This window comes from Pectobacterium aquaticum (assembly GCF_003382565.3).
Lineage (GTDB): Bacteria > Pseudomonadota > Gammaproteobacteria > Enterobacterales > Enterobacteriaceae > Pectobacterium > Pectobacterium aquaticum.
Window position 1 is genome coordinate 2,295,760 of the sequence record NZ_CP086253.1, and the last position, 15,459, is coordinate 2,311,218.

Annotated in this window: 20 protein-coding genes and 1 pseudogene; 6 read left to right on the plus strand and 15 right to left on the minus strand. The window is 45.6% G+C overall.

The window, feature by feature from the left end; all coding sequences use genetic code 11:
* Positions 1-30 precede the first annotated feature (30 nt).
* The 8 genes from DMB82_RS10600 to DMB82_RS10635 all read right to left on the minus strand — a co-directional run bounded on the left by DMB82_RS10600 (position 31) and on the right by DMB82_RS10635 (position 5,840).
* Positions 31-1,242: a type II secretion system protein GspD gene (locus tag DMB82_RS10600; protein WP_116162990.1), complete on the minus strand. Its 1,212-nt coding sequence runs from the start codon at positions 1,240-1,242 to the stop codon at positions 31-33.
* Positions 1,239-2,270: a zonular occludens toxin family protein gene (locus tag DMB82_RS10605; protein WP_116162991.1), complete on the minus strand. Its 1,032-nt coding sequence runs from the start codon at positions 2,268-2,270 to the stop codon at positions 1,239-1,241. Before DMB82_RS10605 ends, DMB82_RS10600 begins: the two co-directional genes overlap by 4 nt.
* Before the next feature lie 3 nt (positions 2,271-2,273).
* Positions 2,274-2,561, minus strand: a complete 288-nt coding sequence (locus DMB82_RS10610; RefSeq protein ID WP_116162993.1) for a DUF2523 family protein — start codon at positions 2,559-2,561, stop codon at positions 2,274-2,276.
* A gap of 8 nt (positions 2,562-2,569) precedes the next feature.
* Entirely contained in the window at positions 2,570-3,778 is a 1,209-nt protein-coding gene (locus DMB82_RS10615) for a hypothetical protein (protein ID WP_125176103.1), read from the minus strand.
* A 212-nt stretch (positions 3,779-3,990) separates the two neighbouring features.
* Complete coding sequence (locus DMB82_RS10620; protein ID WP_116162996.1) at positions 3,991-4,224, minus strand: hypothetical protein; 234 nt, start codon at positions 4,222-4,224, stop codon at positions 3,991-3,993.
* A gap of 7 nt (positions 4,225-4,231) precedes the next feature.
* The gene (locus DMB82_RS10625; protein WP_125176106.1) at positions 4,232-4,429 is read right to left on the minus strand and encodes a hypothetical protein; all 198 of its coding nucleotides are present in this window, start codon (positions 4,427-4,429) and stop codon (positions 4,232-4,234) included.
* Complete coding sequence (locus DMB82_RS10630) at positions 4,426-4,698, minus strand: single-stranded DNA-binding protein (RefSeq protein ID WP_116162998.1); 273 nt, start codon at positions 4,696-4,698, stop codon at positions 4,426-4,428. The genes DMB82_RS10625 and DMB82_RS10630 overlap by 4 nt, the downstream gene beginning before the upstream one ends.
* 26 nt (positions 4,699-4,724) lie before the next feature.
* Positions 4,725-5,840 (minus strand): phage/plasmid replication domain-containing protein, encoded by a 1,116-nt coding sequence (locus DMB82_RS10635; protein ID WP_116162999.1) that lies wholly within the window; start codon positions 5,838-5,840, stop codon positions 4,725-4,727.
* Positions 5,841-5,975: 135 nt separating this feature from the next.
* Here DMB82_RS10635 and DMB82_RS10640 point away from each other — a divergent pair, with 135 nt between their 5' ends.
* The 3 genes from DMB82_RS10640 (at position 5,976) to DMB82_RS10650 (ending at position 7,112) form a co-directional block, all read left to right on the plus strand.
* A complete protein-coding gene (locus DMB82_RS10640) occupies positions 5,976-6,179 on the plus strand; it encodes a hypothetical protein (protein ID WP_116163001.1) in 204 nt (67 codons plus the stop codon).
* A gap of 160 nt (positions 6,180-6,339) precedes the next feature.
* Positions 6,340-6,606, plus strand: a complete 267-nt coding sequence (locus DMB82_RS10645) for a hypothetical protein (RefSeq protein WP_125176108.1) — start codon at positions 6,340-6,342, stop codon at positions 6,604-6,606.
* Positions 6,607-6,608: 2 nt separating this feature from the next.
* Positions 6,609-7,112, plus strand: a complete 504-nt coding sequence (locus DMB82_RS10650; RefSeq protein WP_116163004.1) for a hypothetical protein — start codon at positions 6,609-6,611, stop codon at positions 7,110-7,112.
* 163 nt (positions 7,113-7,275) lie between these two features.
* On the opposite strand, the pseudogene DMB82_RS10655 reads toward DMB82_RS10650, so the two are convergent.
* The 3 genes and pseudogenes from DMB82_RS10655 to DMB82_RS10665 form a co-directional block, all read right to left on the minus strand.
* Positions 7,276-7,434: pseudogene (locus DMB82_RS10655) on the minus strand (steroid delta-isomerase); the annotation flags it as partial.
* A 21-nt stretch (positions 7,435-7,455) separates the two neighbouring features.
* Positions 7,456-8,583: an ISAs1 family transposase gene (locus DMB82_RS10660; protein ID WP_102119602.1), complete on the minus strand. Its 1,128-nt coding sequence runs from the start codon at positions 8,581-8,583 to the stop codon at positions 7,456-7,458.
* A gap of 47 nt (positions 8,584-8,630) precedes the next feature.
* The gene (locus tag DMB82_RS10665) at positions 8,631-8,864 is read right to left on the minus strand and encodes a nuclear transport factor 2 family protein (protein WP_420892621.1); all 234 of its coding nucleotides are present in this window, start codon (positions 8,862-8,864) and stop codon (positions 8,631-8,633) included.
* 156 nt (positions 8,865-9,020) lie between these two features.
* Here DMB82_RS10665 and DMB82_RS10670 point away from each other — a divergent pair, with 156 nt between their 5' ends.
* Complete coding sequence (locus tag DMB82_RS10670) at positions 9,021-9,287, plus strand: YjbD family protein (protein ID WP_010296014.1); 267 nt, start codon at positions 9,021-9,023, stop codon at positions 9,285-9,287.
* A 40-nt stretch (positions 9,288-9,327) separates the two neighbouring features.
* On the opposite strand, the gene DMB82_RS10675 is transcribed toward DMB82_RS10670, so the two are convergent.
* From DMB82_RS10675 to DMB82_RS10690, 4 genes are all read right to left on the minus strand, one after another.
* Positions 9,328-10,209, minus strand: coding sequence for an HTH-type transcriptional regulator ArgP (locus DMB82_RS10675; protein ID WP_116162238.1), 882 nt, complete (start codon positions 10,207-10,209; stop codon positions 9,328-9,330).
* 191 nt (positions 10,210-10,400) lie between these two features.
* Positions 10,401-12,374, minus strand: a complete 1,974-nt coding sequence (locus DMB82_RS10680) for a methyl-accepting chemotaxis protein (protein ID WP_102117669.1) — start codon at positions 12,372-12,374, stop codon at positions 10,401-10,403.
* A gap of 158 nt (positions 12,375-12,532) precedes the next feature.
* Positions 12,533-13,009, minus strand: coding sequence for a GNAT family N-acetyltransferase (locus tag DMB82_RS10685; RefSeq protein ID WP_116155293.1), 477 nt, complete (start codon positions 13,007-13,009; stop codon positions 12,533-12,535).
* Between the two features lie 116 nt (positions 13,010-13,125).
* Positions 13,126-13,521, minus strand: a complete 396-nt coding sequence (locus tag DMB82_RS10690; protein WP_102117668.1) for a cytochrome b562 — start codon at positions 13,519-13,521, stop codon at positions 13,126-13,128.
* A 345-nt stretch (positions 13,522-13,866) separates the two neighbouring features.
* Here DMB82_RS10690 and DMB82_RS10695 point away from each other — a divergent pair, with 345 nt between their 5' ends.
* Entirely contained in the window at positions 13,867-14,154 is a 288-nt protein-coding gene (locus DMB82_RS10695) for a VF530 family protein (protein ID WP_102117667.1), read from the plus strand.
* Positions 14,155-14,159: 5 nt separating this feature from the next.
* On the plus strand, positions 14,160-15,452 hold the full coding sequence (locus DMB82_RS10700; protein WP_102117666.1) for a glycoside hydrolase family 10-like protein: 1,293 nt from the start codon (positions 14,160-14,162) through the stop codon (positions 15,450-15,452).
* Positions 15,453-15,459 lie beyond the last annotated feature (7 nt).

The window sequence follows — 15,459 nt, forward strand, 5'->3', positions numbered from 1 at the left end:
ACCTCCTCGCAAGCTGCGGGGGTAAGCACGCTAACGCTTCACCTTCTTGGCTTGCAGAACAACCACAATATCTGTCTTGCTCTGCTCCGATCCTTTGGTGCTGAATACGGAAGGTAAAAATGACAAGCCCGTATTCTGGTCAGTCGATTTATTATCAGCCAAACCGCCAATCAAAATGATATCGCCATCGTTAACTGAGACCGATGTTTGAATATTGCGCTTCATCAGTGTTGGCGAGTTATTCACGCCAGTATCGGTTTTGGCGAAACTGGACAGTTCCTGGCTAATCGTCAGGTCGATGATCTGAGCGCGAACCTCAGGGAAAACGTTAAAAATGACACCACTGGAACGGTATTCGACGGACTGTACCGCATTTTGTCCCTGAAACGTCACATTGCTGATCACCGGCACATCAGAGCCGACTGAGAAACTGGCCGTGCTGCCAGAACGTGCCCGGAGAGATGGCGAACTGACAACCCGAAATCGACTATCAGTGTTGAATAACTCATATAACGCATTGAGATTGCCCGAAGAAAATTTCACAAAGTTATCCATGCTGGCGTTGCTGCCAGATGATCCTATCTGGATCGAAAAACGTTGATTTAACAGTTTAGCCGCGATCGCCAAACCGGAGCCGTTACGTTCTGTGGTCTGGACTTCATAGACATAACCGCCGACATAGATTTCATCACTGGGGGTATCAACGGAAGGAATAACCTGTTGTAACCGTTGAATATCTTCTGATGTGCCATAAAAAACCAATACATCACCCGGCGCAGACACATTAAAGCCATTTTGCACTGTCAGCGAGTTGTTAATGGTGCCAGAACGATTATCTGACACGCCAAATTTACCCTCTGGAACAATGCTGGCCAGCACCGATGCCAGATAAGCAACACTGCGGTATTTTGGTTGATAAACATAGGGATTTTTTGGCGTTTTCTTCTCAATCACAGGCAAATTATAGATGTAATCGACACCATTTTTTGAGGATACACCGATGTTCATATTCTGGAGATAACGCGTGAAAAAGTCCCGTGCATCCTGATCTTCCGTGATATGAAACGATACCAAGCGGTTATCAGTAATGACTTCTGGGGCAAGCATAAACGGCCGCTTAAATACCTGAGAATAAATGAAGGTGACGGATTTGGGCAGCGATACACCATCCAGTTGAAAATCAACACCTTTCGCCAATACCGCTGGCGCCATAAAAAGCATGAAGAACAATGATTTATTCATTTCATACTCCCGCTAAAATAGGTTACTCGTTCGTTATCTATCAGCGCATACATCATCATCCCCTGCCCTATAAAAACCTCTTTGCCAATCAACCGGAAAACTCCATTGCTGTCAGAAATAATGACGAAATCGGCCCCATGAGCTTTTAATGTGCCAGAAATTTTCCACGTTCTGGACAGCGGTAGTGTCGCAACTGGTGGTGAAGGTGCCGCCACAGAAGATAAAGGCGCTGCTGGTTCTGTTTTTTGTGCATGCACAATTTTTTGATTATTTTCCTGCCCTCGGTTAAGGAAGGAATAAACAAAGAAAATAGCGACGGAGATCGACATGATGGAGAAAAAAAGCACAACCCAGAGTTTGGTCTGACGAAAAATGTTCTGCCTTTTATCAACACGCGCCTCTTTGGCATTCTTCTCATCATGAGAACGGTACAAAGAAAAATACTGTGGGTTATATTTTTCCTGATAGCTGGACGTCAGATATTTTGTAAAAGGTTTTGCCCCCATATAAACATCGACGCGATACCGTTTAGCCAATCCTAACGCCAGATGTTTTTGCATGCGGTATGTGGTTTCAATACGTGATTTAATAAAACGGCAGAGCGTCCCCAAATCCTGAGAGATAACGACGATATCACAGGTAAATCCGCTATCCTTATCTGAGAAATGGCGATGTTCAGCAAAAAAAGAACGATGCCCCTTCAGCAACATTTTATCTGTTTCCCAGAAACGCCATGCTTCGTCAATACAGATTAAATCACCGGGTTTGCAAAACGTATCACCTGCCCCTTTATAAGGCAGAAAGTCTTCCTTATTGACATCATCATCAGAAACCGGAATAACAATGCCGGGTGTAATATCTTTTAGTTTTTCATCATTAAGAATGAACTTCATAAAGTTATCATGGGTTACTCCTTCAATGTTCGTCACAATACGACGACCATTTAGAAAAGCAGGCAGCATAACCGAACGAACCACTTCGTATGTTTTGCCTGACCCATTAATGCCAATATACGCGGTAATCGACATAATTTACCCTATCAGCGGAATGCGTCGAATAATGAATCGAGTCAACCAAGCTGAAAGTACAATTTTAATCCCATATGGCAACATCATCAGATTGGCGAAATACCAGACCGAATCAGGAAATTGTGCAAAGACTTCCCGAATATTTATATCGACGGGTAATCGTTCCTGAAGCAAGGGAATAGCCTCAGAAACGAAAAGGTAAATTGCAGTGAAAAATACGAATTTAATGACGATACTTTTAAATAACCAGACAAGAATAGAGTTTAATGCGGAAATAAGAATACCAAACATAATCTCACCTATGCACTGAGTATGATTCGTAAAGCTGCAAGTGACCAGAGAATAGAAGCAAACAGTTGTATTAATGTTCGGAATTTCTCAAGTAAAGTACAATGCGCATCTACTGTGAAAGTTCGGTTATTCCATTCAAAGGAATACGTTGGACATTGTGCGGTTCTGACAGGAATATCGTAATTTTGCAGAAAAGGCATTAAGGAAAAAATGGGGCTCAATATATCCCGTCCGGTGGGTATATTTGATAACTCCGGTGGTGATATTTTAGGGTCTGTTCCTATCACGGTATTATTACCGGATGAAGGAACTGATTCAGCAGGTAGTTCACCCGTAAAAGTGGCATCAGGTTGAATAAAATCCCCCACGGTTGGTTTACTCGATGATGCTGCGGATACATCTGCGGCGGTAATCGGATCACTGGCTGGATACGTTTGCGGTGAGGCAGATTGCCAAATCTTATTCGCTATTTCAGCCGTCACTTCTGGGGATAATTGCGTATCGAGTTCAGCTTGGGAAATACCATCAATCGCTTGCTGTATAGGCAATGATGTCACTGTGTATTGGTCTGTTGATGGTGAATAGTTTTCCTGACAGGAGGCAATCGCTTTGGATGAGTTACTACAATTAACAAGATTAGCGCTACCTGTTTGCCACACATCTTTTTTATCAGCGTCTCTATAAATCACTACGGTTCTTAAATCCTCACGTGTGCTGTCACGTTCATAGGAACGAATTTCATATGCTTTACAGTAATCGCTATTAAGAGAACATATATTGGCTAGTACTTCAGCCAGAGTGGATCCATCATTAGCACGATATTTCCAATAAACGCCTTTGACCCCCACTTCTTTCGACGGATCGTAGACCTTCACTTGTACGGTCGATTCATCCATAAAGAACCATGCTAATGCCCCTGAAGCCGCTAAGATAATCAGTTTGCCGCGGCCAACCAAAGCGCCACTCAGCATCGTACTCATCCACGAACGACCCGTAACCGTCCCCAATCGTAACACGGATGATGATTGTGCTATGGAAGCAGATGATTTACTGATATCCGTTAGCGTACTGTAATAACGTGGATCATTGACGGAAAAGCCGCGTGAAATGAGTTTACTTTTAACGGTATCATTAATAGCCGTGGTGACATGACTGGCTGAATAAGCGAATACGGATGGCGATAATAACAATGAGGCAATTAACAACGGGATCTTCATATCATTCACCATTTGAAAGAATATCAGATGTAATTAAATAGCATTATAAAAAGATGAGATAATTAGTCGTTAACCTTTAAATCCAACAATAACAGCCCAAGCAGATAGCAGCCCCCAAGCAAAGACAATGATAAGAATATTATCAGCCATATAGCACCTCAGCCATGCACAAAGGGGGATATGACTCCCCCCACTTTTGTGCATGCACAAACTTACGCACCGCGCACCATTGAGCGAATATGTCGGATACCTGCGACAGCTAACGCAATACCGATAGCTCCGGCAGCTATCGACATTAAAACAGCAATCACGCTGGAGAAATCAATATTTGCCACCAAGGGAGCAAAATCAATAGAACCGGAGGTTGTTTCGGCGGCACTGACAGATTGCACTGCAACCATTGCCGGAATAACCAATGTATTAACAGCAATACGTTTCATTTTCATAATTCACCTATGTGTTTTTAACAGCACGAACAATAATTCCGAGTGTATAAGAGACTAACCATAAACTCAGAATTGAGGAAAATCCGACACCCCAGACTTGAGCTAAATAGACATAATCCAGTTGGGCGATATTTTCTGAAATTGTTAATGTTATTTTGCTACATACTGCTGAGGGGTCACAAATGGAGCCTTGAATGTCAGTCATTTCTTCTCTTCGGGGATCAATACGATACGCCCTATTTGAAGTTGATTATAAGAGCCAACCCGAAACGATGACGAATGTAACGTATAGAAACCTGCCTGATAAGCTGGCTGTCCCTCTTCAAGGTTTATTTTAATTAGTTCGGGATAATCCCCGCCTAACCAAGCATACCCCAATTGCTCAAACATTTTATATTCTTTCCCGGTTTTTGCTGATACCCCAGAACGGGAATCAAATGTTACCTGAGACGGTTTTATTTCAACTCTGATCATTTATCATTCTCCATTATATATATAATTTAAGCAACACGTAAAAAATTAGATTTTCGATACCATTCAGGAATTGGACAATCGGATACAACGACCTCTCTTTTATTACGTACAAATACCGGACTAAATTTTGAAATATTACAGCGTTGGGCAATATCAATACCTATCTTGCGTAATCTGGCTCGATGCGTTTGAACCTGTTTTTTGTCAAAATTAAAACTATGACCGTGCATCCATTGGATAGCATACATAGCGGTGGTATTGGCTGAACGGGTGTTATCAACGACGCCCTGACGGATTAAATGTTCGCTAATAGTATCAAAGTCCATAGACGTCACCATTAATGATTTATCAAGAGATATAAACGCATCATGTAGCGTGGTTAAAATTGAATAGTCAGTCAATCCCCAGAACAACAAGCCATGTTTTTGCAAAAAACGCGATTTCAGTTTTTGTTCAAAGCGAACAACGCCGTTTTCTTCACAAAACTCAATAACGCGCTGTAAATAACGCACTTCATCAGAATTTTTACCAAATCTGTTTTCAATCTTACATAAAGCATGCAATTTCAATTCATGAGCTTTGTTATACACCGTGGGGTAAATTAATGTGGCGTTGCCCTTTTTTGATAACCAGTCAACAGATTTACCGTTGCTATGTAATCTGGGCATACTATTTCGATAAGGTAATGTCGATAACCCAGAAATATAGTCATCTTCATTCGCCTTCCCTACCCCACGATTTGATGTTAAATGAATTTCCCTGATGCAAGCGCCGTCAGTTACCAGTCCTGCTCGTTCATTTTCTTTTGCCTGACGGGGCCAAATTTTGGTGCATTTGGTGAATGCAGGCAGCCCCAATTCAGAAAGGATCGTGTTATAAACCTGTACGCAGGCATCAATAGTATGAATACCAAAGAGATTTTCTAAGCGATTCCAACGTGAAGGATTGCCTGACATTTTCAGCACAGAGCCTCTCACAGAGATAGACACCTGATCGCAGAACGATCCTTTATGTTGGAACACCGGTTGGCACAGATCGCTGGCCTCCCCACTATCAACGTGGATTCGTAGATAAGCGACATCGCTCAGAATGGGTAGTTGATACCCAAAATCCTGTTCGATAGTCAGCCAGTCGAAGAACATCCGCGCCTCTTAATATGCATGCATACAGTTATGCCATGAAAAAAATGTATCACTTGTCATGCATGTATGCAAGCGTAACCTTACGAGAGCATAACTGTTTAACTATAATGCTCAGAGACAAAAGATGAGGTATCTATGACCACACCCAAACGAACAACGATGGCCATCGTGGCAGAGCGCAAGCTAAGATTAGAAAGAATGGCAATAGATGCTAGCCATACTGCTGGCCGTGCGATCACCTGGACGGATATAGTGAATCATCTGATTGATAACTATGCCAAAGATGCGGCGAAAGACCTCATTCACGCCAGTAAGGCATCCAGAGAGACGTCAGAGTAAAAAAGATAAAAACCGTGGGAAACCACGGTAAAGTTCGGGTGTCACTGAACCCCGAACCGCTTCGCGGTGAAGTTATTGACGAATGAATCTTGTCGAAAAACACAATGATAAGAACTTATGTTTTTAAATAAAAGTGGTATTTAACTCAAGGAGTATGAAATTGACCTCAAAAGAATATGCTCAAAAAATAGCAACCCAGTTATGGGATGCACCACATAACTATAAAGAAATATTAATAAATGCTGAACGTGTTATCAATAATGCCTTCCTTACCAAGGAAGCCAAACAACGATTTTGGGTAGAGCTGTATCATTACCTTGGCGGTAATAAAAACATATCGACAGCCAGTCAAGATTCAGCAAAATTACATGAATTAATAGCAAAAGCCAAATCGATTGTCGTGCAAAAAACACAGCAAGGTAACTGAACATGACAACTGAAAATTACAATGTTATATCCCTGATTGTTTATATAATTTCGGCGGTAATTGCTTTAGGCATGCTAAAAGTTGCAATTGCTCAATTAGATAAATTAACTTATCAAGTTAAAGAGGCTGTAAAATCTAATGAAGAAGCAATAAAATCAAATAGAATCAATGAGTTAGGTGCATTCCTTGAAATGGAGAGTCAGATAAAAACAAATAGGCTGGAATTATCAAAGGCAAGCATTCACGCTTTGGATTTAAAAGACAAGGGAAAACAGGATGAATTGGACTCTGCATCTTTATATCTCAATGAATGCATCGAGAATTATTTAAATTCATTGGATAGGTTATGTTTTTGCATTATTAAAGGTTATTTTGATAATGATGATATGAAAATTGAATACAGACATGTACTAAATGACGCAGTAAAAGAGAATCCGACATATTTTCAGCAATCATCTAAGCATCGAAATATTATAAAGATCCATGAAAAATGGGCAGATAGTTAATGGTTCGCATAATGACGTTATGCTAAAGAGGCCGCTGCGGGATTCGATTTTCGCAGCGGCCTTTTCAACATAACGTGTCGTACATTATGCGAACCAAAAGAAGCATTCGCGGAAACTGGCCGTTCCACTGAGCAAATCCCCGCATTCGTAAAACACCATCTACCTAACGAAAGAAAAACCAAGCTGTATTAATAAGACCGTTATCTACCTCAAAGACGGCAATACTTTCTATTGGCTCCGCTGAAAGCCCATGAATTAACTCATGGTCAAACACCTTATTGCCTAACACGGTACGAGATACCAATTCCGCTCTCAGTTTTGGGCAGGGCGTCCGCATGAGTGATCAACATTTAACCATTGACGTTAATCCAGCCATAAGAACTTGCTCCAAGAACACGGGTTTCATCATGCAGCGTTTTTGTTTCATCGGTACGCTAATCTTCGTTGGCTCGGCTCTGAGCATGTTCAGCGCCATGTGCCTTAACCCTGCCAAGTTTTCTGCGGCGTTTTCTCGGTAAATCTGGCAAGCATCCTCTCGCATACTGACATCTAAAATCCAATGCATGGACTCGATACCCCAATGGGCCCGTATCGCATCTCCGGCCTGCTCTGGGGTTAGTTTGGCTGAACTGATGTAGTAGCGGTACTCCAACTCTGGCGCTTTGCCTTTTGCTGCGCGGTAACTTTCGACCATGACTATGCTGGTTAGCCCGAGCCAGGCAGAGAAATCCCCAACCATATCACTGGCATCCAGTACATGGTAAGTGCGTGCCTCCACTCGGCTTTTCTGCTTCTCAACTTGAGATATGCCCCTGTCAATTGGCGCGCGCCGATGTGGGGTAAAAGCGGCCTGTATCGCTGCCGCTAACTTGCCTTGATTGCCCTTAACTGCCAATAAGTAGTCGCCACCTTTGCTCGTAATCGCCTTGGCAATCTTGGTCTGACAGGCCATCGCATCAATTGTCACGATGGCACCTCGCAAGTCCAACATCTGAATCAGCGCGGGTATCGCGGTGATTTCATTGCTTTTAGCATCAGTTTTAAGCTGGCCCAATACGAGTTGGTTGGCGCTGGCATAGGCACTTACCATATGGATGGTGCTTTGCCTGTCGTCTCTGTCATAAGAGCCGCGCAAAGTCTTGCCATCAATAGCGACGACTTCACCACAGGTTAACTTGTGCACGGCTTTCATCCAGGCGAGAAAACAATCGCGGAATTCAGCGGGCTCAATATTTGAAATTAGGCGAGCAAAGGTATCATCAACGGGCACACCTTTTTCAAATAAGCCCTGTTTAAGGAACCAGTCATGATGGCCGAGAACGTACTCACGAATGTCAGTCCAGCCCTGGCCTCCCGCTATCACTGCGCAGATTGAAGCAAACAAAATATCAAACAGTGGGTAATCCACTTTTGCGCTTTGTCGTTCATCGCGGATGATACTGAAATGCGCTTTGATGGTATCTAAATTCATGGTCACTCCTCAAAAGAGGAGCATAAGATCATAGTCGACTCGTCAGGTCAATGTTGACGTCGAATTGTGCAAAAAACGTTCATGATCTTGCCCTGCAGTTTTGGGTTGTTGAATCGGTTATTCACGTAAAACTCTCTCAGCGCCTCTTTTCCTACCATCGACGGCGTTTCTGCTGGCATACGATACGCTTTGAAATCAGGTGCAAAACATGACACGAATGCATCTATGTCATGTTCGTTATAGGCCTTAAACTGTGCCGCTACGGCCAATTCTGGTGACATGGTTTCTCTCCGATATGTGTTTTTCTATCGTGCCTGAATAAGTAAGTTGTGTGCCAATTATCAAGAAATCAGGAAGGTTCGCTTTACGATTTATCTGAGCCTCAGAGCGTTTTCCTCTACAATGTATTTTCCAGCCCGCTTATTAGGTACATTCCCATGCCAAGACTGACTCAGAAAGACATGACTGAAAGTGAACAACGTCAGCTTAAGACGTTACTCGATCAGGCGCGAAAAAAACAGGACCGCCCGCTGACAAACTCTGAGAGTAATCATATTAAAGACGATTACATCGATAAGCTTATGAAAGAACGTGAAATCGTAGCAAAACAGGCAAAGGCCGAGAAAAAGAAAAATAAGTTTAAACCTGATTCCTCAGCGACTTATGAATGGTCAGCTAGTACAAACCTACGGGGCCGCCGCTAACGTTTACGTCGTGGGCGCTTGTGTCCTTGGCTTGACACCATTACCGAAAAAGATGCCGAGCGGCCGCAATTCGCACGCTCTGGCTTAACGCTTCCAACGATGCAGAACGGATATTCCAACAGTGCCAATACAGACGAATATCGATAGGATTTCCGGCTTGAAATGGTACTAATTCGCCTTTTCCCGTATGCGATGATGCCATATTTTCTGGGATCATCCCCCACCCTAGCCCTCTGAGAATAGCACCGACAAAAGCCGCTGTTGAAGGAACAAATTGCTGCGGCGGTTCAATCGCCTCTGGAACCAGTGATGCTATAAATAAGGACTGTAATCTGTCTTTATTGTTAAATATCAGGAGCGGCGCTTTTTGCAAACTGTCCGCATGGATGCCATCCGCAAAGTACGTCTCGTGAAAAATCGGTGAGCAATACGCGCGGTAACGCATCGTTCCTAAATATTCTACGCCACAGCCTTGAATCGGTTCCGGGCTGGCGCTGACCGCTGCCATGACCCGACCTTCACGCAGCAAGGTTGCTGAATGTTCCTGATCCTCGACGAGGATATCGAGCAAAATACTGGATTGGTGGCAAGCATCGTCCATCGCATCCAGAAACCACCCGTCTATTGAATCCGCATTCACAGCCACTGAAAGACTCTGTCTGGTCGGCATTTCAAGCGTGCTGAAAAGCTCATTCTCCAACATATCTATCTGTTCTGCGTGTCGAAGTAACGCTTGCCCCGTCAGCGTTGCTCGACACGGATTTCCCCTTACGATCAGTACCTGACCAAGCTGATCTTCTAACTGCTTGATACGCTGGCTGATGGCAGACGGCGTGACGTGGAGTTTGCGGGCCGCAATTTCAAAACTGCCGCTACGGACAATCTCCATGAACGCTCTCAGGCAAGGGTAATTCAAGTGCATGATTATTTTTTCTTAACAATATCAGGATGATTTAATCTGCCTTAATTAAAGGTTAGATACAACTTTCACAAAGTGACGAATGCCATATTCGATGTTGAAGAAAATTCAGGTGGGATGTGGAGCAAAAATCACGAGAGGATTGAATATGTCACCCAGCAACCGTTAGGTAGCCGGGTGACGGCGTCACTTTTTTACTTTAACAACGCACGAGGTGACACGTGGTGCTGTTCCAAACGAAAATGCTCTATCGCCTGCGCTAACGACATAGACTGATCTTCCAGCGAACTGGCTGCAGCCGACATCTGCTGTACCAGCGCGGAGTTTTGCTGCGTCACACCATCCATTTCATTGACGGCAATCGTGACTTGGCTAATGCCCTTCGCCTGCTCATCCGATGCCGTGACAATCTCACCGATGATACTTTGCACCGAGCTGACGGCGTGTGTCATATCCTGCATGGTTTTACCGGCATCGTTCACCAGTTTAACGCCGCTTTCAACGCGCTGGCTGGATTCCTCAATCAGTGCGGCAATCTCTTTCACTGCGCTGGCGCTGCGCTGTGCCAAGCTGCGAACTTCCGATGCCACAACGGCGAATCCTCTTCCCTGCTCACCCGCTCGTGCCGCTTCTACCGCGGCGTTCAACGCCAGAATGTTGGTCTGGAAAGCGATACTGTTAATCATGGTGGTAATATCGCCAATTTTCTTCGCACTCTCATCAATCTGCGACATCGTCTGAACCACCTGACTGACCAGCGATTCGCCACGCTGAGCAATTTTTGTGGCATTCTCTGTCAGCGTCGTGGCCTGGTGGGCGTTGTTGGCATTGTGTTTCACCGTTGCGGTAATTTCTTCCATACTTGCTGCGGTTTGTTCCAGCGCAGCCGCCTGCTGTTCTGTACGCGATGCAAGGTTGAGGTTACCGCTGGCAATTTCCGCTGCGCCTTGTCGCACGGAGTCACTGGCGTCTTTGATCTGTCCGACCACCTGACGCAGTTGTGACTGCATCGTATTCAGCGCGAAGAACAGACTACTGCGATCGTTGGGTTGCACATCAATCACATTGCTCAGTCGACCTTCCGCAACGGCCAGCGCAATGGTAGCGGCTTCGCGTGGTTCGCCACCCAGTGGTTTAAGCACTTTGCGGCTGAATACCCAACCCAGCAGCGCGCTCACCAACAGAATGCTGATCACCATCATGATGACGGCATTCATCAACTGGCGTTCAGAAGCGGCCATCACCTGACTCACTGGGACAACAATGGCCAAATGCCATTTATCTGTGCTGTTGCCGATAGTAATGGGTTGCCAGGTAATCAACGCTTCTTCACCCAGAATGGCATCGTCGTGTTGTACCACTGAGGACGTGAAATTGTCCGTCGGTCCTTGCCAGGCTTTGCTTGTCTGAGATTTATCAGGATAAGAGATGACTTTACTCGCACTGGATAGCAGCATCGCGTAACCGCCACCTTCCCAAGGCTTAATCCGGTTAATTTTGTCCTGTAATGACGCAAGCGAAATGTCTGAAGTCACGACTCCCCACAGTTTCCCCTGACTGACAATCGGTGCGGCGACTGACGTCAGCAGCGTTGGAACGCCATTGTAAGCATAAGAGTAGGGTTCGATGAGCGTATCTTTCTGGCTCTTTTGCGGCAACAGGTAGTAATCGCCCTGGCCGGGAGTCAGGAAGGACTGCAGAGGGTGCATTTTGTAATTGCCAGCCTGATCGCGGTCAACAAACCAGGCGTAGCGTCCTTTAGGCGCCTGGCCTGGCTGTTCGGCAAACTCGGCATCACGGCCGTCAAACACATTCTCTTCAAAAATGACTGAAATCGAGAGGTATTCTGGGTTATCCCGCAGAGCATACTCCGTCATTTTATCGACCACCGCGCGGTCTTTAATGCCGGCTGCGGGCAAGGCAACCAGCCCTTGTCCGAGGTTATGCGCCACATCTCGGGCGTAGTTGAGTTCCTGTTGAATTCTTAATGCTTCACTTTGGGCTATTTGCTGTAAATAGCGTTCGGCCAGAGATTTTTGTTCTTTACTAGACTGCCAACTGAGCACCCCAATGGTGACAGCGAAACCGAGTGCGATAGTTAATGCGCCAGTTAACAATACCTGGCCGCGGGTGCTCATTGTCTTTTTTTGTATTAATTGCTTGGCCATTATGGCTCTCCTGATGTTGACCCTGATCGTAATCAACATTCCCTTGCAATGAGTTCCCTGCTACTTGTCTATCGGCGCTTTTTTTTTGAACTTTAGCTGAACAAGAGATAAGGGGCTGAGGGCAGGTATTGTCGGAGAGCACTTTTTACGTCATAAGCTCAATCACAGTCTGATTCCAGATTTTTGTGCATGTTAAAGCCGGTCATCTGGAAACCACTTTTTTCATATAACCCCTTGGCAATCGGGTTATTCGTGGCAACTCTCAGCCCGATTTCGCTAATACCTAATGCGGTTAGCGCCACATCCATTGCGGCAAGTGAGGCTTTACCAAAACCGCGGCCTCGCCACGTAGGCAGGAGACAAAAATCAGAGACCCAGGCAGAATTCTCTTTCAGAACCACCCACAAATAACCAATGATGACACCTGCGTTATTTGAGGAATGAATGCACCATAACTTATTGGCTGCCGTGTGAACGCCCTGCGGTAGCGCAATATCGATCGATTGCGTGGCGATCGCCCTCGCCTTTTCTGCGTCATATCCTCGGGATTCCTGTAGATCCTGAGCATATTCAAGAATAAAAAACTGGCGATACTCGGGGTAATTCCCTTCGGCCATATCCGCTAAATTTACCATTGTGTTCATCATCCTGTTTCCCCTTAGCTGGCAATCCTGACTGTCCTAACGTTTATAACAAAAAAGCCGCCAGTGAGTGCGATCTCACTGGCGGCTTATGGTAAACGAAAAGCGGCTTAGCCTCTCAATTTACTGTGATATTCGCCTTTCAGGGTATTGATTTCAGCTAACATCGCTTTGGCTTCGCTCAGTTTACCGGCATCCGCCAGAGCCTGTGCGCTGTCCACTTTTTGCAGAATTTTATCCAGACCTTCCACATAGGCTTTTCTGTCTGGGCCATCGGCAGGCTGTTTGGCGAAATCAGGCGGCACCTGCGTTTTAGCGTGCTCAACGTGCTCACGGAATGTGCTCAGCGCGGTTTTCAGCGCGGCGGCATCATCCGCTTTAGTGGCGGCGGTATAACTTTTCTGCATACCACGCATATCTTCCGACGTGGTGGCGTTTGCCAAAACAGGGGTCAGCAAACTACCGGCCAACAGCACAGAAAAACAGATCTTGGTCATTTTATTCATCTTGAACTCTCGCTTGTGTTCCACAGCACGACATACTCAGAGAATCTGACCACCATAAATCGGCCAGCCCAATATTGCTCTTGTTATATTGCGTCCTACGCCATCACATACATCACGCAGCAATGACTAGGTTAATTCTATGGTTATTATCGCCAAGATGTTAAATTATTTTTAATTTGTCCTGCGTTTGCCGCCTTCCTGAAACTCGAATTATTCAGGGTATATCTCAGCCTGTCAGTGTGATTGTGTTATGGGCATAGCATTGCCGCTCGCCCTGCTTTCTTGTAACCTCCCTTGCTACAAGCCTAATCCTGAACACAAAAATCTGAAACTACTGGACGTTACATGACAGCTCATACTTCTAAAGATCCTTTGCATGGTGTAACACTTGAAATGCAAGTCAATGCGCTGGTTGCCCGTTTTGGCTGGGTTGAGTTGGGTAAACGGATCAACATCAATTGCTTTAAAAGCGATCCGAGCGTCAAATCCAGTTTAAAGTTTCTGCGTCGGACCCCTTGGGCGCGTGCTGAAGTTGAAGCACTGTACCTTGATTCTCTGGACGGTTCCGCTCTCGTAAAACCAGATGATAGTGCTGTTGATCCTTGGGCTAATAGTCGCAGAAATAAGAGCTAATCAACGTGAAAAAGCCAGTCGTACTTATTGCCGCTGCGCTTCTACTTGTCAGTTGCGCGTCTAAACCACCGAGTTCGCTTGTCACCCCCCTTCCTTCTGTCCAACAGTCGCTGCCGGCGAAATCTCAGCAGAATAAGGAACCCATGCGCGGTGTGTGGCTGGCGACCGTCTCCCGCTTGGATTGGCCACCGGTGGGATCCGTCAATGCCAGCAGCCCTGCTATCCGCATAACTCAGCAGCAGGATGCGCTGAAAGGGAAGCTGGATAAATTAAAAAACCTCGGTATCAATACCGTATTTTTTCAGGTTAAACCTGATGGTACCGCGCTCTGGCGTTCTAAAATATTGCCTTGGTCAGATATGCTAACGGGCAATATTGGTCAGGAACCGGGCTACGACCCACTCCAGTTCATGTTGGATGAGGCGCACAAACGCGGTATGAAAGTTCATGCCTGGTTTAATCCCTATCGCGTCTCCGTTAACACTAAGTCGTCAACGGTGACAGAGCTAAATCGCACCTTGTCGCAAAATCCTGCCAGCGTATTTGTGTTGCATCGTGACTGGATCCGCACGGCCGGCGATCGCTTTGTGCTCGACCCAGGTATCCCAGAAGCGCGAAGTTGGATCACCAGTATCGTGGCCGAAGTCGTGGCGCGTTATCCTATTGACGGTGTGCAGTTCGATGATTACTTCTATGCTGAATCATCCGGTTCGATACTTAACGATGGCGAGACCTTTAAAAGATATGGTCAGGGATTTCGCTCAAAGGCAGACTGGCGGCGATACAATACACAGCAGTTGATTGAGCAGGTGTCGCACACTATCAAGCAGTTGAAACCCGAGGTTGAATTTGGCGTCAGCCCTGCAGGCGTATGGCGCAACCGATCACACGATGCAGCAGGCTCAGACACGCGAGGCGCGGCGGCTTACGATGAAGCTTATGCCGATACTCGCCTGTGGGTGCAGAAAGGGTTGCTGGATTACATTGCCCCACAGATCTACTGGCCTTTTTCACGTGATGCAGCGCGTTATGATGTCTTGGCAAAATGGTGGGCGGATGTGGTGAAGCCCACAAACACACGCCTCTATATTGGCGTTGCGCTGTATAAAGTGGGTGAACCCTCAAAGAATGAACCTGACTGGACAATAAATGGCGGCGTGCCGGAGCTGAAAAAGCAGCTCGATTTGAACGAGTCTATGCCGCAAATCAACGGGACGATTCTGTTCAGAGAGAACTATCTCAATCAACCACAGACCCAGGAAGCGGTTAATTATCTCAGAAATCGCTGGGGCAGTTAGCGCTATA